The 26,205-nt window shown below is 44.8% G+C and carries 25 protein-coding genes; 4 read left to right on the forward strand and 21 right to left on the reverse strand.

Going from position 1 to position 26,205, the window contains the following annotated elements; translation table 11 throughout:
* Nucleotides 1–77 precede the first annotated feature (77 nt).
* From rnhB to rpsB, 15 genes are all read right to left on the reverse strand, one after another.
* Nucleotides 78–707 carry a ribonuclease HII gene (gene rnhB, locus SPUTW3181_RS14295; RefSeq protein ID WP_011790014.1) on the reverse strand — a complete coding sequence of 210 codons (630 nt, stop codon included), beginning with the start codon at nucleotides 705–707 and terminating at the stop codon, nucleotides 78–80.
* A gap of 2 nt (nucleotides 708–709) precedes the next feature.
* Nucleotides 710–1,864, reverse strand: coding sequence for a lipid-A-disaccharide synthase (gene lpxB, locus SPUTW3181_RS14300; protein WP_011790015.1), 1,155 nt, complete (start codon nucleotides 1,862–1,864; stop codon nucleotides 710–712).
* A gap of 122 nt (nucleotides 1,865–1,986) precedes the next feature.
* Nucleotides 1,987–2,757 carry an acyl-ACP--UDP-N-acetylglucosamine O-acyltransferase gene (lpxA, locus tag SPUTW3181_RS14305; protein WP_011790016.1) on the reverse strand — a complete coding sequence of 257 codons (771 nt, stop codon included), beginning with the start codon at nucleotides 2,755–2,757 and terminating at the stop codon, nucleotides 1,987–1,989.
* Nucleotides 2,754–3,218 (reverse strand): 3-hydroxyacyl-ACP dehydratase FabZ, encoded by a 465-nt coding sequence (fabZ, locus tag SPUTW3181_RS14310; protein ID WP_011790017.1) that lies wholly within the window; start codon nucleotides 3,216–3,218, stop codon nucleotides 2,754–2,756. The genes lpxA and fabZ overlap by 4 nt, the downstream gene beginning before the upstream one ends.
* Nucleotides 3,219–3,247: 29 nt before the next feature.
* The gene (gene lpxD, locus SPUTW3181_RS14315) at nucleotides 3,248–4,273 is read right to left on the reverse strand and encodes a UDP-3-O-(3-hydroxymyristoyl)glucosamine N-acyltransferase (RefSeq protein ID WP_011790018.1); all 1,026 of its coding nucleotides are present in this window, start codon (nucleotides 4,271–4,273) and stop codon (nucleotides 3,248–3,250) included.
* Nucleotides 4,274–4,276: 3 nt separating this feature from the next.
* Complete coding sequence (locus SPUTW3181_RS14320; RefSeq protein WP_011790019.1) at nucleotides 4,277–4,774, reverse strand: OmpH family outer membrane protein; 498 nt, start codon at nucleotides 4,772–4,774, stop codon at nucleotides 4,277–4,279.
* A gap of 64 nt (nucleotides 4,775–4,838) precedes the next feature.
* Nucleotides 4,839–7,319 (reverse strand): outer membrane protein assembly factor BamA, encoded by a 2,481-nt coding sequence (gene bamA / locus SPUTW3181_RS14325; protein ID WP_011790020.1) that lies wholly within the window; start codon nucleotides 7,317–7,319, stop codon nucleotides 4,839–4,841.
* A gap of 31 nt (nucleotides 7,320–7,350) precedes the next feature.
* Nucleotides 7,351–8,721 (reverse strand): sigma E protease regulator RseP, encoded by a 1,371-nt coding sequence (rseP, locus tag SPUTW3181_RS14330; RefSeq protein ID WP_011790021.1) that lies wholly within the window; start codon nucleotides 8,719–8,721, stop codon nucleotides 7,351–7,353.
* Nucleotides 8,722–8,763: 42 nt separating this feature from the next.
* Nucleotides 8,764–9,954 carry a 1-deoxy-D-xylulose-5-phosphate reductoisomerase gene (ispC, locus tag SPUTW3181_RS14335; RefSeq protein ID WP_041408226.1) on the reverse strand — a complete coding sequence of 397 codons (1,191 nt, stop codon included), beginning with the start codon at nucleotides 9,952–9,954 and terminating at the stop codon, nucleotides 8,764–8,766.
* A 4-nt stretch (nucleotides 9,955–9,958) separates the two neighbouring features.
* Nucleotides 9,959–10,816, reverse strand: coding sequence for a phosphatidate cytidylyltransferase (locus SPUTW3181_RS14340; protein ID WP_011790023.1), 858 nt, complete (start codon nucleotides 10,814–10,816; stop codon nucleotides 9,959–9,961).
* 20 nt (nucleotides 10,817–10,836) lie between these two features.
* Complete coding sequence (locus SPUTW3181_RS14345; protein ID WP_011790024.1) at nucleotides 10,837–11,664, reverse strand: isoprenyl transferase; 828 nt, start codon at nucleotides 11,662–11,664, stop codon at nucleotides 10,837–10,839.
* 82 nt (nucleotides 11,665–11,746) lie between these two features.
* Nucleotides 11,747–12,304, reverse strand: a complete 558-nt coding sequence (frr, locus tag SPUTW3181_RS14350; RefSeq protein ID WP_011790025.1) for a ribosome recycling factor — start codon at nucleotides 12,302–12,304, stop codon at nucleotides 11,747–11,749.
* 21 nt (nucleotides 12,305–12,325) lie between these two features.
* Nucleotides 12,326–13,063 carry a UMP kinase gene (gene pyrH, locus SPUTW3181_RS14355; protein ID WP_011790026.1) on the reverse strand — a complete coding sequence of 246 codons (738 nt, stop codon included), beginning with the start codon at nucleotides 13,061–13,063 and terminating at the stop codon, nucleotides 12,326–12,328.
* A gap of 68 nt (nucleotides 13,064–13,131) precedes the next feature.
* A complete protein-coding gene (gene tsf, locus SPUTW3181_RS14360) occupies nucleotides 13,132–13,983 on the reverse strand; it encodes a translation elongation factor Ts (protein ID WP_011790027.1) in 852 nt (283 codons plus the stop codon).
* 120 nt (nucleotides 13,984–14,103) lie between these two features.
* Nucleotides 14,104–14,832 carry a 30S ribosomal protein S2 gene (gene rpsB, locus SPUTW3181_RS14365; protein ID WP_011790028.1) on the reverse strand — a complete coding sequence of 243 codons (729 nt, stop codon included), beginning with the start codon at nucleotides 14,830–14,832 and terminating at the stop codon, nucleotides 14,104–14,106.
* Between the two features lie 308 nt (nucleotides 14,833–15,140).
* On the opposite strand from rpsB, the gene map reads away from it, so the two are divergent.
* From map to dapD, 3 genes are read left to right on the forward strand one after another with little or no spacing between them, the layout of a single operon-like run.
* The gene (map, locus tag SPUTW3181_RS14370) at nucleotides 15,141–15,941 is read left to right on the forward strand and encodes a type I methionyl aminopeptidase (protein WP_011790029.1); all 801 of its coding nucleotides are present in this window, start codon (nucleotides 15,141–15,143) and stop codon (nucleotides 15,939–15,941) included.
* Between the two features lie 4 nt (nucleotides 15,942–15,945).
* Nucleotides 15,946–18,546 carry a bifunctional uridylyltransferase/uridylyl-removing protein GlnD gene (gene glnD, locus SPUTW3181_RS14375; RefSeq protein WP_258555074.1) on the forward strand — a complete coding sequence of 867 codons (2,601 nt, stop codon included), beginning with the start codon at nucleotides 15,946–15,948 and terminating at the stop codon, nucleotides 18,544–18,546.
* Nucleotides 18,547–18,571: 25 nt separating this feature from the next.
* Nucleotides 18,572–19,396: a 2,3,4,5-tetrahydropyridine-2,6-dicarboxylate N-succinyltransferase gene (gene dapD / locus SPUTW3181_RS14380; protein ID WP_011790031.1), complete on the forward strand. Its 825-nt coding sequence runs from the start codon at nucleotides 18,572–18,574 to the stop codon at nucleotides 19,394–19,396.
* Between the two features lie 69 nt (nucleotides 19,397–19,465).
* Here the strand turns inward: dapD and SPUTW3181_RS14385 are convergent, their stop codons facing one another.
* The 4 genes from SPUTW3181_RS14385 to SPUTW3181_RS14400 form a co-directional block, all read right to left on the reverse strand.
* Complete coding sequence (locus tag SPUTW3181_RS14385) at nucleotides 19,466–21,397, reverse strand: HD domain-containing phosphohydrolase (RefSeq protein WP_011790032.1); 1,932 nt, start codon at nucleotides 21,395–21,397, stop codon at nucleotides 19,466–19,468.
* A 173-nt stretch (nucleotides 21,398–21,570) separates the two neighbouring features.
* On the reverse strand, nucleotides 21,571–22,440 hold the full coding sequence (gene purU / locus SPUTW3181_RS14390; protein WP_049824089.1) for a formyltetrahydrofolate deformylase: 870 nt from the start codon (nucleotides 22,438–22,440) through the stop codon (nucleotides 21,571–21,573).
* Between the two features lie 195 nt (nucleotides 22,441–22,635).
* On the reverse strand, nucleotides 22,636–24,117 hold the full coding sequence (locus tag SPUTW3181_RS14395) for a PTS transporter subunit EIIC (RefSeq protein WP_011790034.1): 1,482 nt from the start codon (nucleotides 24,115–24,117) through the stop codon (nucleotides 22,636–22,638).
* The gene (locus SPUTW3181_RS14400) at nucleotides 24,069–24,533 is read right to left on the reverse strand and encodes a flavodoxin (protein WP_011790035.1); all 465 of its coding nucleotides are present in this window, start codon (nucleotides 24,531–24,533) and stop codon (nucleotides 24,069–24,071) included. The genes SPUTW3181_RS14395 and SPUTW3181_RS14400 overlap by 49 nt, the downstream gene beginning before the upstream one ends.
* Nucleotides 24,534–24,657: 124 nt before the next feature.
* On the opposite strand from SPUTW3181_RS14400, the gene SPUTW3181_RS14405 reads away from it, so the two are divergent.
* A complete protein-coding gene (locus SPUTW3181_RS14405) occupies nucleotides 24,658–24,840 on the forward strand; it encodes a hypothetical protein (protein WP_011790036.1) in 183 nt (60 codons plus the stop codon).
* Nucleotides 24,841–24,923: 83 nt separating this feature from the next.
* On the opposite strand, the gene truC is transcribed toward SPUTW3181_RS14405, so the two are convergent.
* Together truC and SPUTW3181_RS14415 are read right to left on the reverse strand one after the other, a co-directional pair.
* Nucleotides 24,924–25,766 (reverse strand): tRNA pseudouridine(65) synthase TruC, encoded by an 843-nt coding sequence (truC, locus tag SPUTW3181_RS14410; protein ID WP_011790037.1) that lies wholly within the window; start codon nucleotides 25,764–25,766, stop codon nucleotides 24,924–24,926.
* On the reverse strand, nucleotides 25,753–26,073 hold the full coding sequence (locus tag SPUTW3181_RS14415) for a YqcC family protein (RefSeq protein ID WP_011790038.1): 321 nt from the start codon (nucleotides 26,071–26,073) through the stop codon (nucleotides 25,753–25,755). Before SPUTW3181_RS14415 ends, truC begins: the two co-directional genes overlap by 14 nt.
* Nucleotides 26,074–26,205: the final 132 nt, after the last annotated feature.

The raw sequence follows: 26,205 nt of genomic DNA on the forward strand, positions 1-26,205 counted from the left end.
AAAGCAGACTAGCAAAGTCACGCACCTAGGGCCAGTGACTTTGCTGGATAACTGGGGCTATGGCGTAAAAATACGCATTAGCCCTCGAGTAATGCCTTGACGGGTTTAAAACTTTTACGGTATTGGTCGAATACACCATGTTCAGCGATGGCCTCGAAATGTGCCTTAGTCGGGTAGCCCTTATGCTTAGCAAAACCATATTGCGGATAAGCGGCATCAAGCGCGTCCATCTCACGATCTCGGGTCACTTTGGCAATAATCGACGCCGCACTGATACTGGCGATAAGACCATCTCCTTTAATGATGCTATGACTGACAATTGACTGACTATTATGGCTAAAAAATGGGCTGCGATTACCATCCACTAACACGAGTTTAGGCGCGAGATTAAGCCCAGCAACGGCGCGCTGCATGGCAAGCATAGTGGCATGCAAAATATTAAGTTCATCGATTTCAGCAGGACTTGCACGGCCGATGTGATAACACAGGGCTTTTTCACAAATCTCATCAAACAGGGCTTCACGGCGCTTCTCACTGAGTTTTTTCGAATCATTGAGTCCACTGATGGGCTGATTTGGGTCGAGGATCACGGCCGCAGTCACAACATCGCCGACCAAGGGGCCACGGCCCACTTCATCAACCCCAGCAATCAGTCCTGTCGAAAAAGCCACAATATCGGCCGGAGTTAGCACTTTAAAGACCGCCATAATTAACCTTCCTTAGTCTCCACAAGTCGCATCACAGCGTCTGCGGCCTTTTGGCTCGCATCACAACGGAGCATCTGGTGGAGCCGCTCAAATTCAGCATTCAGCGGCGCAAAATCGCGGTTGAGTTCAACCGTTACCGCTGCGGCAATTTTCTCTGGCGTACAATCATCTTGAATGAGCTCAGGTACTACATCTTTTCCCGCCAGTAAATTAGGCAAAGAGAAACGATTAACTTGCATCATGCTCTTAGCAATGCGATATGTGAGCGGACTGACACGGTAAGCGACAACCATCGGGCGCTTAACCAACATTGCCTCTAACGTTGCGGTACCAGAAGCTAATAAAATACCATCAGCGGCGGTCATCACTTCCCTTGATTTCCCTTCAACCATGTGGATTTCTAAATCCGGCGCATGATCTTTCAACGCTTGCTCAAATTGATCACGACGCTTCTGGTTGACCAACGGTGTGACAAAACGAATATCGGGGAAATTTTCTTTAATCAGTAAAGCCGCTTTAACAAAAGGCTCCGCTAATTGCTTGAGTTCACCACCACGAGAACCGGGGAGAATCGCTAAATATTCGGCATCGGCATCAAGTTCGAGTAACTGGCGCGCCGCCGCTTTATCGCTTCGCAGCGGAATATCGTCGGCCAAAGTGTGACCGACAAAGGTACAAGGTACTTGATGTTTATCGTAGAAAGCTTTCTCAAAGGGCAATAAAGACAGCACCATATGGGTGGCCTTAGCAATTTTAAAAATACGCTTTGGCCGCCACGCCCACACCGATGGACTGACATAATGGACCGTTTTAATACCACGCGCTTTGAGTTTAAGTTCGAGGCCTATATTAAAGTCCGGTGCATCAATGCCAATAAAACAATCAGGCTTTAGGGCAGTGATGTCTTTAATCAAAGAAGCGCGTACTTTTAATAGTCGAGGCAAGCGGGATAACACTTCGACAATCCCCATCACCGCTAATTCTTCCATCGCGAATAGAGATTCAAAACCCAGTGCCTCCATACGAGGACCACCGATACCGACAAAGCGCGCATCGGGATGTGATTTTTGCAGTGCAGCCATTAACCCTGCACCTAAAATATCGCCGGAGAGTTCTCCGGCGACCATTGCAAACACTAATTGAGATTTTTTGCTCATAAACCAATCATATCTAACAAGTTTATGGCACTGCGGTGAAAAATGTCTGCCATGACATTTTCAAGAGCAGAATTTAACAAGCAGTGCCTATGAATGGCATAGCGTGAGAGTTATAACAACTCTTAACGAATAATGCCGCGACCCGATGATTTTACAAATTCAACAAGTAACTTCACCTGTGCATCGTTTTGTGCATCTTCAGCTAAGGCCTCAACCGCCTCGTCGATAGTTAAGCTACTGCGGTATAAGGTCTTGTAAGCACGGCGCACCGCCAATTGGCTTTCTTTAGAAAAACCACGACGCTTCATACCTTCAGTATTTAACCCGCGGGGAATCGCGGGCTGCCCCGCCGCCATCACAAAGGGGGGCACATCCTGCAATAATAAGGAACATCCTGCAGTAAAGGCATGGGCGCCGATATGTACAAATTGATGCACACCCGTCATGCCGCCTAAAATAGCCCAGTCCCCCACATGCACGTGACCCGCAATAGAAGCATTATTAGCTAAAATCACGTTATCGCCCACCACACAGTCATGGGCGATATGCACGTAGTTCATAAACAGATTATTCGACCCAATGCGAGTTTCACTGTTATCTTGAACTGTTCCGCGATGAATTGTGACATGCTCACGGATCACATTGTTATCACCAATGATAAGGCGTGTCGGTTCACCTGCGTATTTTTTATCTTGACACTCTTCACCCACGGAGGCGAATTGAAAAATGCGGTTACCCTTACCGATAATACTTGGGCCTTTTACCACCACATGGGAACTTAACCAACAATCGTCACCGATTTCGACACCCGCACCAATATAACTCCATGGACCTATGGTGACGTTCTTACCAATCTTTGCATCGGGATGCACAAACGCTAATGTATCTATCACTGGTTAATCTCTCTGCGGGCACACATGATTTCAGCGGAACAAGCCACTTCACCATCCACTCTGGCCTCACCATAGAAGACGCCAATCCCGCGGCGCTCTTTAATCATTTTGACTTCAAAATGGATTTGGTCACCTGGCACAACCACACGTCTAAAACGCGCATTATCGATACCAGCAAAATAATAAAGCACTCCAGGAGGAGGCACATCATTGCTCATTGTTTTAAATGCAAGCAAGCCCGTAGCTTGGGCCATCGCTTCTAAAATAAGCACGCCAGGCATGACTGGCTGTATAGGGAAATGTCCCTGAAAAAAAGGCTCATTAATAGACACATTTTTAATCGCATGTAGACTTTCACCAGGGGTGTAGTCAAGCACACGATCAATTAATAGGAATGGATATCTATGGGGCAGATACTTGAGTATCTCTGTAATATCCATAGTGTTCATTTGATTAGACACGAACCTAGTTCCTCAAATTGCCTTGGCAATTAATCTGGGGTTTTTAAATTCTTTTCCAGCGTTTTAACGCGCAGGAACAACTCATCCAATTGACGGAAGCGAACTGTATTTTTACGCCAAACCTTATTTTCCATTGCAACAGTCGCAGAGGAATACAAACCCGGTTCACGCATATTTCCAGTAATATTGGTTGAGCCCGATACATGTACACCATCAGTAATCGATAGGTGACCCGCGATGGCACAATTACCACCAATAATACAATACTTACCAATAGTCACACTGCCAGCAATAGTGGTACTTCCCGCAATGGCAGTATTCTCACCTATGATATCGTTATGGGCAACCTGCACTTGATTATCGATAATTACGCCGTTATGGATCTCGGTATGGCCTAAAGCGCCGCGATCTACCGTTGTACTCGCACCAATCTCAACCCGATCGCCGATACGTACACCACCGGTTTGTGGGATCTTAACCCACTGACCACGCTCATTAGCATAACCAAAACCATCTGATCCCAATACCGCGCCAGAATGGATAATACAATGTTGACCTAAATGCACATCATGGTAGATAGTCACATTCGCCCACAGACGAGTGTTAGAACCAATAATCACATCTTGGCCAATCACAGTGCCTGCACCGACCTGCACATTCTCGCCGAGGATAACATTAGCCCCGATCACCGCATTGGCACCAATAGCCACCCCTTCGCCTAAACGAGCTGAAGGATCAATTTGCGCTGAAGGATGAATACCGACGGCCGCTTGAGGCGTAGTATCTAAAAATTGGGCTGTACGGGCAAAAGCCACATAAGGGTCTTTTACAATTAACGCAGTGCCTTGATACTCCTGCGCCTCTTTAGCGGACAATAACACCGCACTCGCTTGAGTTGCCTCAAGCTGAGAGCGGTATTTACTGTTGGCTAAAAAAGAGAGTTGGCCTGATTTCGCATTTTCTAAGGTTGCTACGCTGTTAATCACCAACGTATCGTCCCCTTGAATAACACCGTCTAACAGCAAACTGAGCTCTTTTAAAGTCACACTCTTCATTGATTACTTGCCTTTACTCAAGGCTTCAACCACTTTGCCACTGATGTCAGCGTTTGGCTTAACATAAATGACGGCACCGCGTTGTAATACCAAGTCATATTGGTCTTTTTCAGCGATTGTATTAATGGCTTTTTGCACTTTAACTAACAGTTTATTTTGCTCTTCACCTTGACGACGACGTAAATCCTCATCGAGTGCTTTGCCTTTTAACTGATATTCAGATTTTAGCGATTCCATTTTACGAACCAGCTCCGTTTTTTGCGTGTCATTCATTAACGCGCCATCACGTTGCTGCTTCTCCATCAGAGAACGCATTTCTTCTTGCATCTTTTGTACATCGGCCATGCGATCACCAAACTCAGCTTTAAGCGCTTGAGAGATCTGTTCGCGTTGTGGCAGCTGTTCAAACACTTCGCCCATATCCACAACGGCTATTTTCTCAGCATGTGCCATTAATGGCGCACCTAATAAAACCAATGTCATCAGGGCGCGATTTACCATCTTATTCAAAGTAGACTCCTTGTAGCCTTGTTATTTTCAGCAAAACCTGCCGAGTGTATGCCTTTTAAAAAGTTTTGCCAATATTGAACGAAAAGATCTCTGTTTGATCGCCTTCGTATTCCTTAAGTGGCCACGCTAGGCTAAATACCATAGGTCCCATTGGTGATAACCATTGTAGGCTCACCCCCCAAGAGGCGCGGATACGCGATGGATCGCTATAATCCTGCAATTTAGCAAATTCCTCAGCAGGAAGTGTTTGGTAAGCATCAAAATCAAACTCTGTATCCCATACGTTACCGGCATCGAGGAAGAAACTTGTACGCACCGAATTTGAATAGGCCTCATCTAAGAACGGTGTGGGTACAATAAACTCCATACTTGCCGTTGCAATCGCATTACCACCGATTGAACGACCTGAACTCACCTGAATACTGTTAGGATCGCCCGGTAAACTACAACCATCACCTGATGGATCAGGTGCACAAGGCTCACTACCACGGTAGAGATAGAATGAACGAGGACCAACCGAGTTTGACTTAAAGCCACGTAATGAGGTGCTACCGCCGGAATAATAGTTTTCCCAGAAAGGTAGAATTTGCTCATTATTATTGTACTCACCGTAACCGTTACCATAACCTAAACGGCCACGAGCTAAGACCACAAAGTTATGACTGCGGGTAACAGGGAAGTAATAGTTGGTATCAAAATCAGTTTTAAAGTATTGCAGGTTTGAACCAGGAACCGTCATCTTACCGTTTAGACGTTGTGATGAACCATCCGTTGGGAAAGTGCCACGGTTTAAGGTACTGCGTGACCAACCTAAACTCAGCTCAAAGTTATCAAAACTTAAGTCGGCATTAGGATCATCGTTTCGATAAATATTATAGAAACGCAGTGCTTGCTCATAGGCTGAAATTTCAGAAATCGTGTTATGACGATAACCAATACCACCATTAATACGGTTGTATTCGTTAATTGGGAAACCTGAGTTAAGCGCCACACCATACGAACTGTTTTTATAGCGTTCTAAGTTAGCTTCATTGGCGTCAAATTCACTCCAATAAATGCTTCCCCCTAAGCTCACGCCATCTTTAGTCCAATAGGGATCGGTATAAGATAAGTTGACATTTTTCGAGTATTTGTTGGTACTCATACTAATGCCAGCTTGATTTCCCGAACCTAAGAAGTTGTTTTGCTGCACGCCAAACTGCAAGCTTAAACCTGATTCAGTACCGTAACCCACACCTGCATTAAATGAACCTGATGGCTGTTCTTTCACTTTTACAGCGATATCAACTAAATCATCGGTGCCAGGAACTTGAATAGTTTCAGTATCAACAGTTTCAAAATAGCCTAAACGGTTAAGACGCGCTTTTGATTGCTCAACTTGTGCCGAGTTTAACCACGCACCTTCCATCTGACGCAGTTCACGGCGCATCACTTCATCTTTAGTAACAGTATTACCCGTAAAGTTAATCGCACGAACATAAACCCGTTTGCCTGGTTTAACATTGATGTTTAACGTCACTTCTTTCGTTTTATCATCAATTTCTGGATAAGTTTTTACTTCAGGATAAGCGTAACCAAAACGACCTAAATATTTACTGTACATTTCTTCGGTAAAGGTCACATCACCGCCGTTGTACATATCACCCGCTTTAATCGGTAAAATAGATCGCATCAATTCTTCACGACCCATTAAATCGCCGGTTAAATTGATGTCTTTTACTTTATATTTCTCACCTTCATTAACGTTGATGGTGATATATAAACCTTTGCGGTCAGGTGTCATCGCCACTTGAGTCGAAGTGACTTCAAAGCGGATATAACCCTTATTGTGATAATAGGTTTTGATAGTCTCGAGATCGGCTTGAAGCTTTTGCTTCTGGTAGCGGCGCTCACCAAATAAATCCCACCAAGCCACATAATCTTTCAGTTCCAACATGCCGATAAGCTCAGCATCGGTGAACTCTTTATTACCAACCACGTTAATTTGGCGAATTTCAGCCGCTAACCCTTCGGTAAATTTAAATTTTAGTTCAACGCGGTTTCGGGGTAAGTTGATCACCTGAGCTTCAACTTTGGCGCCGTATTTACCTACGCCGTAGTAGAAATCCTGCAAACCTTTTTCAATGCCTGTCAGCATAGTGCGATCGAGCGACTCACCGACTTTAACACCAGAACCGTCCAGACTTTCCTGTAACTGTTCGTCTTTAATGTCTTTGTTGCCTTCAAATGTCACAGCACTGATGGTTGGGCGTTCGGTGACTTTCACCACCAAGACACCGCCGTCACGACTGACAGAGACATTTTCAAAGTTAGTCGATGCATACAGGCTTTTAATGGCTTGTTGAATTCTTAACTGATCAACAGTGTCACCTACTTTTACTGGTAAGCTTAACAAGGCAGCACCAAGTGCGACTCGCTGCAAACCTTCAACTTGGATGTCGGTCACTTCAAAGGGTTGGAAAGTATCCGCCAACACAGTCCCTGAAAACGACGCACCGACGAATAACATCGAGGCAAAAAGTTTATTCAATCTCATAGAGCACTTCTAATTATTAGTCTGTCCTTGCTCAGAGTCGGGCAAAATCATTGAAAAGCGCAATGCTCATCAACATCAGCAGTATTGCTGCCCCAAATCTGAATCCTATTTCCTGCACCTTTTCAGGCACAGGTTTACCAGTTATTACTTCAATAAAGTAATACAGCAGGTGTCCCCCATCGAGCACAGGTAAAGGCAGCAAGTTAATGATGCCTAAATTGACGCTGATGAGCGCGAGGAACCCGAGAAAATAGACCAAGCCATAGTTTGCACTACTGCCCGCACCCTGTGCTATCGAGATGGGTCCACTCAGGTTTTTCACCGACACATCGCCGGTAAATAATTTGCCAATCATCTTAAAGCTGACTGCAACAAGTTGCCATGTTTTATCTGCAGCAATAGCAAAAGAATCGATTGGCCCATATTCTAGTTGTAAACGCATATTCTCAGGCCATTGTGCCTGTGCGGGGCTGACACCTAGTACCCCAATCTCTTTACCTTCAGCATTTTTTGTACTTGTCGGCGTCACAGTAACCACAAACTGTTCGCCATCGCGACGCACCATTATACTCACAGGCACATTGGCAGAATGTTGAATAATGTCAACAAAAGCCTGCCAATCGGTATAAGGTTCATCATTGATAGCAACGAGCGTATCGCCAACCTTTAACTCACTATTTGCTGCAGCACTTCCTTCACTGATTAAGGCAACCTTAGGTTCAATCTCTGGACGATAAATCCCTAACCCTAAGGTGGTTATCGGTGATTCCTTTTCAGGATCAAAGCGCCATTGGCGTGTATCTAACGTATAGGTTCTGGCATTTGACTCAAACCCCTGCAAACTATTTAATGGCGCAAGGGAAACACTCAAGCTGGGATCACCAATATGACCAACAAGCGCAAGATTCACCTCTTCCCAATTGCGCACACGCTGACCTGATATTGCCGTCACTTGCATAGGTTCAGTGACTTGAATTTGCGCAGCAGCAGTTCCTGGAATCGTAGAAGTGATCACCGGTTTAAGTGATGGCACACCAATCAAGTACATAAAATACAATGCGATAATAGCAAAAATAAAGTTGGCTATCGGGCCTGCGGCAACAATCGCAATACGTTGCCATACCGTTTTACGATTAAACGCCTGATGTTTTAGCTCGTCAGGCACATCTTCGACACGCTCATCGAGCATTTTGACGTAACCACCGAGGGGGATCATGGCGACCACATATTCAGTGCCATCTTTACCCATACGGCGCCAAATGGCCTTGCCAAAACCAATAGAGAAACGCTCGACTTTAACGCCGCAGCGACGCGCGACATAGAAATGACCGTATTCGTGGGCGGTAATTAACAACCCCAACGCCACGATAAAAGAACCTAAGTTCCATAAAAAATCTAACATCCCACTCCTTACGTTATCCGTTTATCAACAGAACGCTAATATTTAAGCGATCTTAGCTAAAGTTTCCCGCGCATAAATGCGACTTTGCGTATCTAACGCGATAATATCTTCAATGCTGGTCATAGTTCCACTCGGGACGAATGCTAAGCAAGTTTCATTCACTTTAGCAATTTGCGTAAAGCCTATTTGTCCTTGTAAAAAAGCCTCAACCGCGATCTCATTCGCCGCATTGAGTACCGTTGTCGCCTCTTGGCCTTGGGCACAGGCTGCCATAGCCAGCGCCAAACAGGGAAAACGCTCAAAATCAGGTTCATAAAAGCTTAACTGTCCGACTTTGAAAAAATCTAAAGGTTCAACACCAGAGTGAATTCTTTGTGGATAGGCCATGCAATGGGCAATCGGTGTCCGCATGTCAGGGTTTCCCATTTGTGCAATAACAGAGCCATCAATATATTGCACCATTGAATGGATAACACTCTGCGGATGAACAACCACTTTAAGTTGGTTAGCTTGCGTATTAAACAACCAGCGCGCCTCAATGAACTCTAATCCCTTATTCATCATAGTCGCCGAATCGACAGAGATTTTAGGTCCCATAGACCAATTAGGATGTTTACAGGCCTGTGCGGGTGTCATGGCCGCAAGTGTTGCTAAATCTGAACGTAAAAATGGTCCACCAGAACCCGTTAGCAGAATATGGGAAATACCGGATGCGGCTAAATCACAACGACCAAGATTAGCCTGTACCTCTTGGGGTAAACATTGAAAAATCGCATTATGTTCGCTGTCTACAGGCAGTAAAGTTGCGCCTGAACGCTTAGTCGCCTCGATAAACAACTCACCCGACATAACTAAGGCTTCTTTATTGGCTAGCAATACTCGTTTGCCCGCATTAACGGCAGCAAGCGTCGGAACTAACCCAGCAGCGCCAACAATGGCCGCCATAACGGTATCGACCTTTGATGAGGTCACTAACGCCAGAAGCTCATCGTTACCCGTTGTCACTTGGATATTAAGCGCAGCAGGAAGCTGAGCTCGTAATGCCTTTGCCGCGACAGCATCGACCATATGAGCAACTTTAGGTTGGTGGGTAATGCATAATGCCAGCATTTTATCCACACTCGCATTAGCCACTAAGCCATAAACGCAATAAGCCAATGGATTAGCCGAAATCACACTTAAGGTACTGGCGCCAATCGAGCCTGTCGCACCCAGAATCACCATATTTTGCATAGCGTTACATCCAGAATGCAATGTAGATAAGGGTAAACACCGGCAAGGCTGCAGTCAGGCTGTCGATACGATCGAGCACGCCGCCGTGCCCGGGCAAAATAGTGCCAGAATCTTTAATACAGGCCGCGCGTTTAAACATACTCTCAGATAAATCTCCCAGCGCCGAGACTAAAGCGACGAACAAAGTGACAGCGACAACTAAGCCAAGTTCCTGTTCCGGTGAATAATACATAACACCTGCAACCACTATCATCGTTGTCACTAAACCACCGAGTAAGCCTTCGAGGGTTTTAGCTGGACTCACCGCTGGCATTAATTTCGTTTTACCTATCGCTTTACCAACAAAGTAAGCGCCAGAATCAGCAGCCCATACAATGAGCATGACAAGTAGAACCAGCGAGGGGCCATAGTAGCTCGAAACCTGTGAGCTAATCGATTTTAGCGCAATCAAAGCAACAAAGCATGGCACGAGCGTTAACTGGCCAAACATGGACTTTAACATAGGACTTTTTTGCCATAACCTTGCCGTTTTAGGATAAGTAATAACAAGTAGAAGTGAAATTAACCACCATAAAGCCCCTATTGATATCACGGCTAAATAAATGGGATGTAATTGTCCCCTAAGCCAAACCGCATCGATGGGGACAATCAAATTAAGGACGACCAGTAAAATACCGACGGTACAAGTAAAACTCCATTGTGTAACATCACATTGGCTATCGATAATCCTACCCCACTCTTTCGCGGCAATAAGAAATACGGCTACTAAAGCCCAAGCAAAGTACTCTGATGGAAGCAAAAAAATGGCTCCCAAGACTAATGGAATTAACCAAATTGCTGTTATTATACGTTGTTTTAGCAAAAAAAATCCCTCATGACGTTTTACAATGCGCGCATCTCATCAATCTGACTTCCCGTCAGACCAAAGCGGCGCTGGCGACTTGCAAAAATAGCTATCGCTTCATGAAAAGCCTGTTCATCAAAATCAGGCCAAAGGGTGTCAATAAACACCAACTCAGCATAGGCAGCCTGCCACAGCACAAAATTACTGATACGGCAGTCTCCACCCGTGCGGATCATTAAATCAACTTCACTCTGATTTTGCATGCATAAATGTGCACTTAGGGCTTCTTCGGTGAACTGACTGCTGGTCATTTCGCCAGTTGCGACCTTTTCAGCTAACTTTTGCGCCGCTTGAAGTATGTCCCAACGGCCACCATAATTGGCAGCAACATTCAAAATCAAGCCAGTATTAGCGGCGGTTTTCTCCTGTGCAGCACTAATTTGTTTCTGTAAGCGGACAGAAAAACGACTGATATCACCAATAATATTGAGCTTAACTTGATTCTTATGTAGCAGCTTAATTTCACGTTGTAATACGGTAAAAAACAACTCCATTAACAAGCTGACTTCTTTATCGGGTCTACGCCAATTCTCGCTAGAAAACGCAAATAAAGTGAGCGATTGAATACCTAATTGACTCGCCGTACTGACTGCACGTCTTACTGCCTTTACGCCGGCTTTATGTCCCATCACCCGTGGTTTACCCTGCGTTTGAGCCCAGCGGCCATTGCCATCCATAATAATAGCAACATGCTTAGGTAACGACTGTTTCACGAGTTCGGGTAATTGTCCAGGCAAGGTCGTTTGAGCATAATGTTCACACTCGGTCGACCTAGGTTGCGGATCAAATTCCACTGTGGATGACATCTAATACAACCCTTTAAAATAGACAAACGCCGTGTAGTATACCCCTACACGGCGCATCAACTCTAGCTTATCGAGCCTGAGATTAGACTTCCATCAACTCAATTTCTTTGGCCGCTAAAATCTCGTCGACCTTTTTAATATGAGCATCAGTGAACTTTTGAACGTCATCTTCAAAGCGGCGAACATCGTCTTCAGTACATTCTTTGGCTTTTTCAAGCTTTTTCACTTCAGAAATCGCATCGCGGCGCACGTTACGAATCGCCACGCGACCACCTTCGGCTTCAGCTCGTACCACTTTAATAAAGTCTTTACGGCGTTCTTCTGTCAGCGCTGGTAGGGGAATACGTAATGTGGCCCCAGCAGACATTGGGTTTAGGCCCAAGTCTGAGCTCATAATCGCCTTTTCAACCGCTTGGATAGCACTACGGTCAAATACAGTCACTGACAGAGTACGCGAATCTTCAACACCCACGTTCGCCACTTGGTTTAATGGCGTCATCGTACCGTAGTAAGAGACTTGAATTGAATCAAGTAAACTTGGATGCGCACGGCCTGTACGTACTTTAGCCATTTGATTTTTAGTTGCGTCTACGCACTTACCCATACGCTCTTGCGCATCTTTCTTAATGTTCTCAATCACGTTAAATGTCCTTCTTGGTCATTAAATAACTTTTTTCGCTCTGATCAACGTGCCTTCTTCTTCACCCATAATCACACGACGTAGGGCGCCAGGTTTGTTCATATTGAACACAAGGATAGGCATGTCATGATCACGCGCCATAGTAAAGGCTGCTAAGTCCATTACTTTTAATTCTTTTTCAAGTATTTCACTGTAACTTAATTCGTCGTACTTGACTGCATCAGGGTTTTTCATTGGGTCGTCAGAGTAAACGCCATCAACTTTAGTGCCTTTTAACACGACTTCAGCTTCAATTTCAATGCCACGTAAACAGGCCGCAGAATCCGTTGTACAGAAAGGATTACCTGTACCAGCAGCAAAAATTACCACTCGGCCAGATTTTAATAAACTGATCGCTTCAGCCCAATTGTAGTCGTCACACACCCCTTTTAAGGGTATCGCCGACATTAGACGAGCATTAACATAGGCACGGTGCAAAGCGTCACGCATAGCTAAGCCATTCATCACCGTTGCCAGCATACCCATGTGATCGCCCACCACACGGTTCATACCTGCTTTTGCTAGGCCCTCACCGCGAAACAGATTACCACCACCAATGACCACACCCACCTGAATACCTAACTCTACCAGCTCTTTCACTTCCTGAGCCATGCGATCTAATACTTTAGGGTCGATGCCGAAGCCTTCGTCGCCCATCAGTGCTTCGCCACTTAATTTTAGAAGAATGCGTCTAAATGTAGGTTTTGGATTGGTGCTCATAATTTTTATCCTGGTCATAACAAGACCGCAGCTATTGCCGCGGTCTTGGGGGTATTTAGCGTTGGCGATTAAGCCTTTTTAGAAGCAGCGATTTGAGCAGCAACTTCTGCTGCGAAATCTTCTTCTTTCTTCTCAATACCTTCACCCACTTCTAAACGAATGAAGTTAGTGACTTTAGCGCCTTTCTCTTTCAAGAATTCGCCAACAGTTTTCTTTGGTTCCATGATGTAAGCTTGACCAGTCAGAGAGATCTCACCGGTGAACTTCTTCATACGACCCACAACCATTTTCTCTGCGATGTCAGCAGGTTTGCCTTCATTCATAGAGATTTCGATTTGCAGCGCTTGTTCACGAGTAACTACGTCAGCAGGAACGTCTTCTGGGTTAACGTATTCTGGCTTAGAAGCGGCAACGTGCATAGCGATGTGTTTCAGCGTTTCGTCATCTGCGTCACCGGTTACAACCACACCGATACGCTCACCGTGACGGTAAGACGCTAATTTAGCACCATCGATGTACTCAACGCGACGAACGTTGATGTTTTCACCGATTTTAGCAACTAACGCAACACGTGCTTCTTCGAACTGTGCTTTTAAGTCTTCTAAAGCCACTTTAGACGCTGCGGCAACGTCTAATACTGAGTTAGCAAAACCTAAGAAGTTAGCGTCTTTAGCAACGAAGTCAGTTTGACAGTTTACTTCTAACAGAACAGCGAAACCTTCGCCATTTTTGATCAGGATAGTACCGTCAGCAGCGATGTTACCCGCCTTTTTAGCAGCTTTAGCAGCACCAGACTTACGCATGTTGTCAATTGCTAACTCCATGTCGCCGTTGGTTTCTTCTAAGGCTTTTTTACAATCCATCATGCCTGCGCCAGTACGATCACGCAGTTCTTTAACTTGGGCAGCAGAAATTGCCATTGTTAAATCCTCTCTAAAAATTCGACTAATTTGCAGATATAAAACAGGGGCCGTATGGCCCCTGTTAACCAATCAAAAATCTTGGTTAATAAGGGTGATGATAATCATCCCACCTTATTATTATTCGGCTTCTACGAAACCATCTTGCTCAGCTTGAACAGCCAGATCTTGACCACGGCCAGCTTTAGCAGCAGCAGCTACAGAAGTAGTGTACAGGCGAATAGCACGCATCGCGTCGTCGTTACCAGGAACGATGTAGTTAACACCATCTGGCGCAGAGTTAGTATCAACAACTGCAACAACAGGGATACCCAGGTTGTTAGCTTCTTTAATAGCGATATGCTCATGGTCAGCGCCGATAACGAATAATACGTCTGGCAGGCCGCCCATGTTTTTAATACCGCCTAAAGATTTTTCCAGCTTTTCAAGCTCACGAGTACGCATCAGCGCTTCTTTCTTGGTCAGCTTGTCGAAAGTACCATCTACTGATTGGCTTTCCAGTTCTTTCAGACGTTTGATTGACTGACGAACGGTTTTCCAGTTAGTCAGCATACCGCCTAACCAGCGGTGATCGACATAGTACTGATCACAAGAGATTGCGGCTTCTTTGATCGCTTCGCCAGCAGCACGTTTAGTACCAACGAATAATACTTTACCTTTCTTTGAAGCAACGTTGCTGATGAAAGCAAGGGCTTCATTGAACATTGGCACAGTATGCTCTAGGTTGATGATGTGAACGCCGTTGCGAGCACCGAAAATGAATGGCTTCATTTTTGGGTTCCAGTAACGGGTTTGGTGACCGAAGTGGACACCGGCCTGGAGCATATCGCGCATTGAAACTGTAGTCATTTCTATTACCTTAAAATTTAGGGGGTTAGACCTCCACGTATCCCATGTCTTCGACCCCGCAGTTAACAGCTGAGGGCACCCCGAAGAATGTGTCGACACGTGTGTGATTTAGTATTTAGACAATTTGCCATGTATAATGGCCGCCATCTTTAGTCTTGCCACCATCAAATCAGACCAAAATCTGGCTTGGACAATTCATCAAGACTTAAACATAACGGCGCGCTTTATACCATAAATAGCCTTAAAGCACAAATTTTTGCATAGGGTTTGCGTAGCCAATAGACTTCGAAGACACAAGAGAAAACGCAATGAGTATAGTCATCAAGACAGCTGAAGAAATCGAAAAAATGCGTGCCGCCGGAAAGCTTGCCGCACAGGTTTTAGAAATGATCGCGCCTTATGTTAAAGCGGGTGTGACCACAAATGAACTGAACGATATCTGCGCAAAATATACCGAAGAGCAAGGTGCGATTTCTGCCCCGCTCAACTACCATGGTTTTCCAAAATCAATTTGTACTTCGGTCAATAATGTGATTTGCCACGGTATTCCCGCTGACAATCCCCCATTGAAAGATGGCGATATTCTCAATATCGATATCACAGTGATTAAAGATGGCTATCACGGCGACACCTCGATGATGTTTTTAATTGGTGACGTCAGCCCAAAAGATAAGCGTTTATGTCGTATTGCCCAAGAAAGCCTGTATCTTGCCATTCGTAAAGTACGTCCAGGCTTAAAATTGGGTGAAATTGGCAATACTATCGAAAAATTCATCAAAGCCAGCAAAACAGGCCTTGAGAAATATTCCATCGTGCAAGATTATTGTGGCCACGGTATTGGTGCGGGTTTCCATGAAGAACCCCAAGTCATGCATTATCGTAACGGCGACAACACAATATTGCGCCCAGGCATGTGCTTTACTATTGAGCCGATGATCAACGCAGGTCGACACACCACAGTGCTAGATCGTAAGGATAATTGGACCGTTACCACCTCTGATGGTAAAAACTCCGCCCAGTGGGAACATACTTTACTTGTGACTGAAAAAGGGGTTGAAGTACTCACCCTGCGTGAGGAAGAAGACTTCCCAAGATTTATCAATCACTAAAATAATCCAAACAAGGACCTCGATGAATACAGCGCAGATCGCAAAACACTCATTAATCGAACAGAATCAGATTCTTTTGGCCAGTTTTAAGGCTAAAACCCCGATTGAAGAGCTCGTCACGCAGCGCTGTCAATTTGTCGATGCCCTTGTAAAGCAAGCTTGGGAACAGCACGGTCTAAGAGAATATGATATTGCCCTGATTGCCGTGGGCGGCTATGGCCGTGGGGAGCTGCATCCCCACTCAGATGTCGACTTGCTGTTCCTGTTTAATGATATCTTGTCACCCGCTGCCGAAGCGGCACTCAGTCAGTTTATTGCCTTTCTGTGGGATGCCAATCTGGAAATCGGCCACAGTGTCCGTACGTTAAACGACACGATTATCCTCGGCCGTGAAGACATCACCATAGCCACCAATCTGTTAGAGGCACGATTGCTCGAAGGGCCCGAATTTTTATTCGATCAACTTTATGATGCGATTCGTCAGAGTGACTTTTGGACTTCAAGCGATTTTTTTATCGCCAAACGGGATGAGCAAAATGCCCGCCATGCCAGAGCCAGTGCCTTCGATTTAGAACCCAATATCAAGAGTTGTCCCGGTGGCCTTAGGGATATTCAAACCATTGCTTGGGTGGCTATGCGTCACTTTGGTGCCGCTCGCCTCGAAGAATTAGTCCAATACGACTTTTTAGAGCCTGGTGAATTAGAAGAGCTGCTCGAATGTCAGCACTTTTTGTGGAAGTTACGCTTTGCCCTGCACATGGTGGTCGGTCGCGATGAAAATCGCTTACTCTTTGATGTACAGCGCCAAGTTGCCGAACTCATGGGGTATGAAGACGCCACCCAGCTTGCTGTTGAGCAAATGATGAAACGTTACTATCGCACGGTACGCCGAGTGATGGAGCTGAACGAAATGTTGCTGCAGCTATTTAAACGGGCAACACTGGGGCACACAAAAGCTTTAGAAATTCAATCGATAGATAAACACTACCAGCGCCGCGGCACTTTTATTGAAGCGCTAAGCGATGATCTGTTCGATAGCGGCGAAGAAATTGTCCGGCTGTTTTTGTTAGTCGCTAAAAACTCCAACATCAAAGGCATTTATGCACCAACGCTGCGTTCGCTGCGCCGTGCAAGACGCGCACAATCTCAAGCATTACAAGAAAACCCGCTTTGTCGCCAAGCCTTTATGGAAATTCTGCGCCACCCTCGCGGGATAGTCGCCTTATCCTTAATGCATAAACACGGTGTGTTATCGGCCTATTTACCCGCATGGCGAAATATTGAAGGCCAGATGCAGTTCGACCTGTTTCATGCTTATACGGTGGATGAACATACCCACAGATTACTGCTGAATATCGAGCGTTTTTCGCAGCCAGAACAAAAGGAAGAATTTCCCTTAGGCTCGATTCTGATCAACCAATTGCCGAAAAAGGGCTTACTCGTATTAGGCGCTATCTTCCACGATATTGCTAAAGGCCGCGGCGGCGACCACAGTAAACTTGGCTCAAGCGACGCCCTCGCCTTTTGTAAGCTGCACGGGTTAAATGATCACGATGGCCGTTTAGTGGCTTGGCTGGTTGAGAATCATCTGGTGATGTCAGTTACTGCCCAGCGCAGGGATATTTCCGATCCCGATGTGGTGGCCGACTTTGCTAACAAGGTCCGTGATGCTGTGCATTTAAGTTATCTGTACTGCTTAACCGTCGCCGATATCTGCGCCACCAACGAAAAAACCTGGAATAACTGGAAAGGCTCACTGTTACGCGATTTGTACTTTTCAACCCAAAGAGTGCTCGCCCGTGGTAAAGAAAAACCCGTCGATATTCGTGCCAGAGTGCGTGAATATCAGGCCAAGGCAAAAAAAGAGCTACTGCGCCGCGGATTAAAAGAAAAAGACTTAGATACCCTGTGGCAGCGCTTTAAGGCGGATTACTTTTTACGCCACCAGCCCAATCAAGTCGCATGGCACGCCGAAGCGATTTTGAAGCACAAACAACAGGATGAGCCCTTAGTCTTAGTGTCTAAACACACCACCCGTGGCGGCACTGAGTTATTTGTCTATTGCCAAGATAGGCCAAAATTGTTCGCAACCGTGATGGCGGTGCTCGACAATAAAAATATCAACGTCCATGATGCCAACATCATGACCTCAAAAGATAACTATGCCCTCGATACCTTTGTGATCTTAGAACAGGATGGTGAGCCAGTAAGCCAGCTTTCACGCATCCAAAGTATCCGTAAAGCCCTTGAGAAGGCCCTTTCGAGCGATAATCCCAAACTACCGCGTTTTAGAAAACTGTCGCGTAAAATGAAACCTTTTCATGTCCCAACGCAAGTCAGTTTTCTCGAAAGCAGCCGTCATGGTACAAGTATGATGGAACTTATCGCCTTAGATTCACCTGGATTATTGGCTAAAGTGGGTGATATTTTTTACCGCTGCAATATCACGTTACTCGCCGCTAAGATCACTACTATTGGCGAACGAGCAGAAGATTTTTTTATGTTGCAGACTAATGATGGGCTACAACTAAACGCAACCCAAGAGAATACCCTTAGGGAAGCGTTAATCAGTGCGCTAAGCGCAAACAATACCGAATCAGTTTAATTAACTAAACCAGAGGGAGAAGTAAATGGAGGCTTTACGCCAACGTATTGAGGCGGCTTTTGAAGCGCGCGCCGACATCACACCAAGTACAGTCGACGCCAATGTGCGTAGCGATGTGCAACATGTCATCAATATGCTCGACAAAGGTGAAGTCCGTGTCGCCGAGAAAATCGACGGCCAATGGCATGTGCACCAATGGCTGAAAAAGGCAGTATTACTGTCCTTCCGTATTTTCGATAATGCGGTTATCGATGGCGCAGAAACCAAATACTTCGACAAAGTGCCGTTAAAATTTGCCGAGTACGATGAAGCCCGCTTTAAAGCCGAAGCCATTCGTGTAGTGCCTTCGGCGACAGTACGTAAAGGCTCATTTATCGGTAAAAACACAGTGTTGATGCCATCCTATGTGAACTTAGGTGCCTATGTTGATGAAGGCACTATGGTTGACACTTGGGCGACAGTTGGCTCATGTGCACAAATCGGTAAAAACGTGCATTTATCCGGTGGAGTAGGCATTGGTGGGGTACTTGAGCCATTGCAAGCTGGGCCGACCATCATTGAAGATAACTGCTTTATCGGCGCGCGCTCTGAGATTGTTGAAGGCGTAGTAGTTGAAGAAGGCTCAGTGATTTCTATGGGCGTGTATATCGGCCAAAGCACTCGAATTTACGATCGCGAAACTGGCGAAGTGCATTATGGCCGTGTACCTGCGGGCTCTGTGGTTGTCTCTGGCAATCTACCCTCAGCCTGTGGCAAGTACAGCCTGTATGCTGCGATTATCGTTAAGAAAGTGGATGCAAAAACCCGCGGAAAAGTGGGTATCAACGAGTTATTACGCATAGTGGATTAGCACTATACTCAACCGCTTGCGACAAAAAAGATGCCTTATGGCATCTTTTTTCATGCAAAATATTAGCTTTTATATTAAACGCTCAAACTCATTGATCGCATTTCGTACCATAGCGATTTCTCGCCAACCGATAACACCTAATGGTCTTTGCATTTTATTAACCACAACAAGAAAATCACTATTCGATTGATTTAATTGAATTCGTGCGTCTTCTATTGTGGCAACGTCATTAATGATGGGGACATTGCGCATCATCATTTGATGGGCCTTTTTATGTAAAAGAGCACGATCATAGTCACGTTCAGCAGCAGTACCTAATCTAGGGCTAAGCCAGTGATCGAGTAGGTTCAGCGTAACGACTCCTGCGATATTACGGGACTCATCCAATACAACCGCAACTTTCGAACTCGACTGAGTAAATAAACGCTGTATATCCTCTAGCTCATGGTCAAGTGTAATTTCAATAATAGGCTCAAGTAAGACACTACCAATATGATCACTGATACTCATCTCTTGATTCACGAGAATGGTAAGGCAAGCTTCAACAATCTCAGGATCGAATAATGTGCCTTTACCCGCTCTAAGCACATCGGTCATCTTTTTTAATCCCAAAGAAGGCCTATAGGGTCTGTGGGATAAAATAGAATCCGCAACATCCGCCACAGCAATAATTTTGGCTTCGTACAATATCTCTTTATCCTTTAACCCCGCTGGATAACCCGACCCATCCAGCCGCTCATGGTGCTGCAAGATCATTTCTTTAATCGGCCAAGGAAATTCCACCTCCTCAACGATTTCTGCACCATGCAGTGGATGAGTCTGAATTAACGCATATTCCTCTTTTGAAAGCTGCGAGGGCTTAGTTAGTATCTGCGATGGAATCGCTAACTTACCAATATCATGTACTAATGCACCAATTTTAAGCCCTTCTAAACGCTGTGGTTCTAAGCCAAGTTTCTCTCCTATCAGATAACTTAACTGTGCAACCGACTTTTGATGCCCTGCGGTATAGGCATCTTTCAGCTCCAGCGCTTCTGAAATCGCACTAATCAACTGAGTTAAGGACTGAGATAATTGCTCTTTCTGCGCTTTTATAATTTTGGATTGACGGGAAACCGCACGCAATGATCGAGGTAACTCTATGGTATGCCAAAGAATACTCGCAAAGGTGAGTAAAGATCTTGCATCACTGCGTGTATAAGGTTCCTCCCTACCGATAACACAAACCAATCCGACCATACGGGTGCGAAATAAAATCGGCACCGCAATATAACGCCCTGTCAGTAGCAACCGATCAAATGCAAAATCCCCTCGATGTGGAAGGTTATCCCTATCATTGTGAATAATAGGTTTGTAGTTTCTTGCACATTCAAGCCATAAACGACATTCAAGCTCTGAAACTTGCGAATTCTCTTTTACAAAATCCGCTTCATTCATCTTAGGGATGGGGTATTCAGAACGCGCAGCCAGTGTCAACGCTCCAGACTTTTCATTGTGCAGCAAAATAAATCCGTATTGACTGCCCGTTAAGGAGATAGCCTTAGATACTGCGACTCTAAAAACCTCATCTTGAGGAGATTTAATTACATCTTCAATATGTTGCAACCACGCATCACTTGCTTGAATCGCGCGTCGGTAATCCGAGTGCAATTCTTTCATCTGTGGATCTTCAAAATTAGAATCAGATAAAATCAAATTCCAACCAACATTTGGCACTAAATGCAATGAAAAATGTAATCGAGTGCCTTGATCATCTTGTAACTGAAAACCAATTACTTGCCTTTGCCGCCGTCGAATATTTGCACAAAGTTCACTGTTGAAGGCGCTAAAAAGCTCAGAGATAGGTTGATTGATGATTTGTGCTGCAGACCTTTTACAACGAACGTAAAAGGCTTTACTCATTCGTTGCACTCGAAATTGCTCATCGAGTTGCGCCCATGATAAATCCAAATTGTCTGGGAGATCCTTCATCCCAACGATAAGACTTCGACTAGTTGACATTTATCACTCCCATCCATGATTAATGCATTGGAATAAACAACTTACGATTAGTTGTCAAAAAATTCTAGTAACACCCTCACAAGCAATTTAATTATAAAAATAGATATATGACTGTAAGTAAGCGTGGAGTATGAGTAGCGGCTCACATCCGATACTCTCCCCTTACTAACAACTTAAAATACGATAGTTTTATTACCATACACTACAACTTGTTCATTGAGCACTAACTGTAGCGCCTTACTCAGTACACTCTTCTCCACATCTCGCCCCGCTCTTGCCATTTCTAGCGCGCTATAGCTATGATCTACGGGAATAACGTCTTGCTTAATAATGGGGCCTTCATCCAGGCAATTATTCACAAAGTGCGCGGTCGCTCCGATAATTTTCACTCCTCGCTCCCAAGCCTGACGATAGGGCGCTGCACCAATAAAAGCAGGTAAAAATGAATGGTGGATATTGATAATACGATTTGGATATTGTGCAACAAAATCGGGCGTGAGTACTCGCATGTACTTCGCTAATACCAAATAATCTGGTTCATATTGCGCGACTGCGCCAAGCAATGCTTGCTCATGCTGGGTTCTATCAAGACCAACATGGCTAACAAGATGGAAGGGAATATTAAATTTTTCCGCCAGTTCGCGTAGTGCATCGTGATTTCCTACTACCGCCGCGATATCAACACTTAATCCGCCATAATAGGCTTTCATTAATAGATCGCCTAAGCAGTGCGCCTCTTTCGTCACTAACACCACAATGCGCTTTTTACCCGCACTAACTAAAGTCATGTGGTTTTGTACTGGCAGCACATCCCGTAAGTCCTGCAATAATTGCTCACTGTGGAATACGCCTTCTAACTCAGTGCGCATAAAAAAACGTCCCTGAGCATTATCCACAAACTCGCTGTTTTTAATAATATTGAGCTTATGGTTAAAACAAACACTTGTAATCTTAGCGATTAAGCCTTGGGCATCGGCACAATCTGTCATTAAGATTTTTCGTTCTAACACGGTTGAAGTTTTGGCCACGTCGGCACTGATCATTGACTGCAAAATGAACTCTCCTGAATTATCCCTATTTTGGAGTTTGCCACAGCCAATAAAATCAAACAGCATAAAAGCCATTAAATTAAATAATAAATCCTACATTTCAGATAATTGATTCAACAATTCGTAAAATTAAAGCCGTAAATTTGGCGAATACAAAACTAAGCAATCGGTTAAAAATATAGGATATGTTTACCGACGGGTATCGATATAGCGTTGCAATACTTTACGCAAAGTTTCAGCTTTAGTGCCATAAACGACTTGCACCCCTTTTCCCATCACAATAACGCCCTTGGCCCCTAACTGACTCAAACGCACTTTATTCACTAGCTCAGGCCGATTAACACTTAAGCGCAGCCTTGTTAGACAAGCATTAAGTTCAACAATATTTTCACGCCCCCCCAATGCGGCAATAATCGCCCTTAAACTTTCCTTACTCCTATGCCCATCCTCAGGTTCTAATCGACCAGGCGTTTTCAGGTTGAAAGCTACAATGCTCAATCTAAATAATAGGTAATATACTATTGCGGTTAAAGGTCCAAGAAAAATAAACCAACTAGTATTACGTGAAAGAGGGAATAAAAGCATAAAGTCTACCAAGCCATGGGAAAAGACAATGCTATGGTGAATATCAAGCACTATGCAGATAAAATATGCAAAACCAGATAACAGAGCATGAATAATAAAGAGGATCGGCGCCACAAACAGAAATGCAAATTCGATAGGTTCAGTCACACCTGTCAGCCAGCAAGCCGCCGCCGCTGAAAGCATAATACCCGCCACACGATTGCGCTCAGATCTATCGGCACAACGCCACATAGCAAGTGCCGCCGCAGGTAGTCCCCACATTTTAATCAAATACCCACCAGCAAGATTGCCAGCTTGAGGATCGCCTGCTAAATAACGTGCGACCTCTCCACGAATAACGTCTGTACCTTGAGTCTGAAATTGCCCCACTTCTAAGTAAAACGGCGCATTCCAAATATGATGCAACCCAAGGGGAATAAGCAAACGCTCAAACGTACCATAGACACCGAAAGCCATGGCAGGCTTTTGATAAACAGCCCAATCGGATACGTGCTCAATCAATAATGATAATGACGGCCAGATGTGGGCAAGCACGTAACCTAAACACATTGCTAATGGAATAATGAGTAAAGATGCACTGCGTCGTCCTTCAAAGAAGGAGAAAATAGCAGGTAATCGAATATATTGGCTCACTCGCACCGTTAAGCAGGTTATGCCGCCGAGCAACATGCCACCTGCAATCCCAGTATCTAAGGTTTCCATTCCCAGCAGCGCTTGAGTCGGTAAATGGTAAAGATCCGCCAACGCTGCTAATGTTGCCGTCATCACGCCATAACCAAATACCGCCGTGAATGCGGCAATACCTTGATCACGACAAAACCCAATGGCAACGGCCACGGCAAACAACATCGGCATAATAGCAAAAATCAATTTACCCACTGCCAACATCAAAATGGTTAACTCTTCGGGGACAAAAGCAATCGGGGTGGCCGTTAAGCCGAGCATGATCCCTGCAGCAGGTAAAATAGCAATAGGAATGAGCAGCGCCTGACTTAAGCGCTGAGCAAATTTAAACCACTGCTGTGTGACAAACCGACCTAAGCGACGAGCTCGGATTTGACGACTTGATTCCAGCGTTCCAGCCATTTTATTGCTTCAACCTCGGGTTCCATGGTCTCACAGGCATCAATTTCTAAACGCTCCATTATGGATGTAGCGCCAAGTTCACTTAACAATTCATCGACAGCCCGACCAGCACCACAAAAGGTATCGTAACCAGAATCACCCAGCGCAATCACACTGTATTTAAGCTCGGGTAAATAAGGTGCGGTATGCTTTAAATGATAAAACCACGGTTGGATATCTTCAGGTAGATCGCCTTGCCCTGTGGTGGAGGTCACTACGACTAATATTTCATCTTTAGGGGGAATAAAGTTTGCAATCTCATTGGGTTGCCATAGTCTCACTTTATAACCTAAAACCGTTAATTCCTTTTCTAAGGTTTCGGCGGTAAATTGTGCACTTCCATACACAGTGCCAAACACCAAATTGACCTTTTTCATGATATACTCCGCCCCGCGTATAAAACTCTATTAAGCTGAACTTACTTTATTCTCAGGCTTTAGAGCAAGTGACGGCGTAAAAAATTTTAAGAAATCAAGTTATTGGGCATGAGGAAGGCAACTGATGCGACAGACCACTAGGCAAAAACACTTCAAACAACATCATAAAACCGCCAATACTCGACGCAAAAATTATTTCCACGCCGCCCAGCAAGAACTTCAATCTCCTCACTTCCCTACGCCAGGTTTTTCAACTTTAGCCAATATGATGCAAAAACTGCGTCCATTAAAAGCCAAAATGCCCTAATAACTTGCCTATATTTTAGCAAGCATTGACACTAAACCTTGATAAGCTCAGCGAGACAAGAGAGTAAGTGTCAAAAATATGGGCTAATTTTTAGCGATCAAAAATGGCGCATCATTGCTCAAGACAACGTCATCCCAGCCAAGTCCTGTGAACACCGTTTCCCATTGTTGTTCAAGCTCGGTTTCAATACTGAGTCGAGATTGAGTGACAGGATGCGTGAAAGTGAGCTTTTTCGCGATAAGCCATAAACGATTAATGCCGAAATGCTCGCGGAAAAAGGTATTTTGTTTTCCGTCACCGTGGGTTGTATCTCCTAAAATGGGATGGCGTAAATGTGCCATGTGTCTTCTAAGCTGATGTTTACGTCCAGTCTTTGGGGTAAGTTGCACTAATGCAAAGCGGCTCGTCGGATATCGTCCCGATGGATATGGAATTTCAGCATTGAGTAAGGGCTTAAAAGCCGTAACGGCATCCTGTGCTGCTTTATCTTGGCGGGCATGTTTATCTCCAAGCTCATCAAGTTCAACTTTGAGGGGATAATCCAATATCCCACTTTCATGCATGTTGCCACGAACTAGCGCAAGATACTGTTTCTCTATGGAATGCTCAGCAAATTGCTCACATAACGCATTAGCAACTTCACTGCTCTTGGCAAATAATAACACGCCAGAAGTTGGTCTATCTAAACGATGCACAGGGAACACATGACACCCAACTAAATCACGAGTTAACTGCATGGCAAAAAAACGCTCGCGGCGAGCCAAATAGCTGCGATGTACTAATAAACCTGCGGGTTTATGGATCGCTACAATATGTTCATCTTCAAAGAGGATTCGAATATCGGGCGCTTGCTCATCGGTATTATCCAATACCACATGATCTAATTCATCATCTGGCATATCAAGCCACATATTATCTTGGTTCATTTAACAACATATCCAATTCATTCAATAGCCCAATTAACGGCTGTAATTTAGTGATTTCTTGCCATACATGTTGTGCCATGGGCGCTATAGCAATGCTTGTCGGCAATGGCTGCCCAGCATCAATTAACGCTTGCATACGGGGGATAAAAATAAACTGTAGCCAATGCTCTAAGGGCATAAGATCGCAAGCAAAGGGAGCAGTGCTTGCCATCGCCTCATCTGAAGGCGATCTTTGCGACCATAATCCAAATTGCTGTAAGCACTGCGCAATTTGTTCTAATTTCGCCTGTGTTTGGCTATATAACATAGAATTGAGCTCCATTTAGCATCAAGCGCAATGATAAAGTTCACTGAACCATCAGCCCCTTTAAAATTCGGCAATCATACCATCTGGCTTCACTTCCCCCTATAATGTCGCCAATTTATTGAGCCTCTTTTG

This window comes from Shewanella sp. W3-18-1 (assembly GCF_000015185.1).
Lineage (GTDB): Bacteria > Pseudomonadota > Gammaproteobacteria > Enterobacterales > Shewanellaceae > Shewanella > Shewanella putrefaciens.

What these genes read in the sequence shown, in the direction of transcription:
- purU (WP_049824089.1), bottom strand. Translation starts at nt 22,440, where the DNA reads ATGATCAGTGCCGACGTGGCCAAAACTTCAACCGTGTTAGAACGAAAA.
- bamA (WP_011790020.1), bottom strand. Translation starts at nt 7,319, where the DNA reads ATGAGATTGAATAAACTTTTTGCCTCGATGTTATTCGTCGGTGCGTCG.
- SPUTW3181_RS14405 (WP_011790036.1), top strand. Translation starts at nt 24,658, where the DNA reads ATGCGACAGACCACTAGGCAAAAACACTTCAAACAACATCATAAAACC.
- SPUTW3181_RS14385 (WP_011790032.1), bottom strand. Translation starts at nt 21,397, where the DNA reads ATGTCAACTAGTCGAAGTCTTATCGTTGGGATGAAGGATCTCCCAGAC.
- SPUTW3181_RS14320 (WP_011790019.1), bottom strand. Translation starts at nt 4,774, where the DNA reads ATGGTAAATCGCGCCCTGATGACATTGGTTTTATTAGGTGCGCCATTA.
- SPUTW3181_RS14400 (WP_011790035.1), bottom strand. Translation starts at nt 24,533, where the DNA reads ATGAAAAAGGTCAATTTGGTGTTTGGCACTGTGTATGGAAGTGCACAA.
- rpsB (WP_011790028.1), bottom strand. Translation starts at nt 14,832, where the DNA reads ATGACTACAGTTTCAATGCGCGATATGCTCCAGGCCGGTGTCCACTTC.
- pyrH (WP_011790026.1), bottom strand. Translation starts at nt 13,063, where the DNA reads ATGAGCACCAATCCAAAACCTACATTTAGACGCATTCTTCTAAAATTA.
- SPUTW3181_RS14345 (WP_011790024.1), bottom strand. Translation starts at nt 11,664, where the DNA reads ATGTCATCCACAGTGGAATTTGATCCGCAACCTAGGTCGACCGAGTGT.
- ispC (WP_041408226.1), bottom strand. Translation starts at nt 9,954, where the DNA reads ATGCAAAATATGGTGATTCTGGGTGCGACAGGCTCGATTGGCGCCAGT.
- rseP (WP_011790021.1), bottom strand. Translation starts at nt 8,721, where the DNA reads ATGTTAGATTTTTTATGGAACTTAGGTTCTTTTATCGTGGCGTTGGGG.
- dapD (WP_011790031.1), top strand. Translation starts at nt 18,572, where the DNA reads ATGGAGGCTTTACGCCAACGTATTGAGGCGGCTTTTGAAGCGCGCGCC.
- SPUTW3181_RS14395 (WP_011790034.1), bottom strand. Translation starts at nt 24,117, where the DNA reads ATGGCTGGAACGCTGGAATCAAGTCGTCAAATCCGAGCTCGTCGCTTA.
- lpxB (WP_011790015.1), bottom strand. Translation starts at nt 1,864, where the DNA reads ATGAGCAAAAAATCTCAATTAGTGTTTGCAATGGTCGCCGGAGAACTC.
- map (WP_011790029.1), top strand. Translation starts at nt 15,141, where the DNA reads ATGAGTATAGTCATCAAGACAGCTGAAGAAATCGAAAAAATGCGTGCC.
- tsf (WP_011790027.1), bottom strand. Translation starts at nt 13,983, where the DNA reads ATGGCAATTTCTGCTGCCCAAGTTAAAGAACTGCGTGATCGTACTGGC.
- rnhB (WP_011790014.1), bottom strand. Translation starts at nt 707, where the DNA reads ATGGCGGTCTTTAAAGTGCTAACTCCGGCCGATATTGTGGCTTTTTCG.
- lpxD (WP_011790018.1), bottom strand. Translation starts at nt 4,273, where the DNA reads ATGAAGAGTGTGACTTTAAAAGAGCTCAGTTTGCTGTTAGACGGTGTT.
- truC (WP_011790037.1), bottom strand. Translation starts at nt 25,766, where the DNA reads ATGAACCAAGATAATATGTGGCTTGATATGCCAGATGATGAATTAGAT.
- SPUTW3181_RS14415 (WP_011790038.1), bottom strand. Translation starts at nt 26,073, where the DNA reads ATGTTATATAGCCAAACACAGGCGAAATTAGAACAAATTGCGCAGTGC.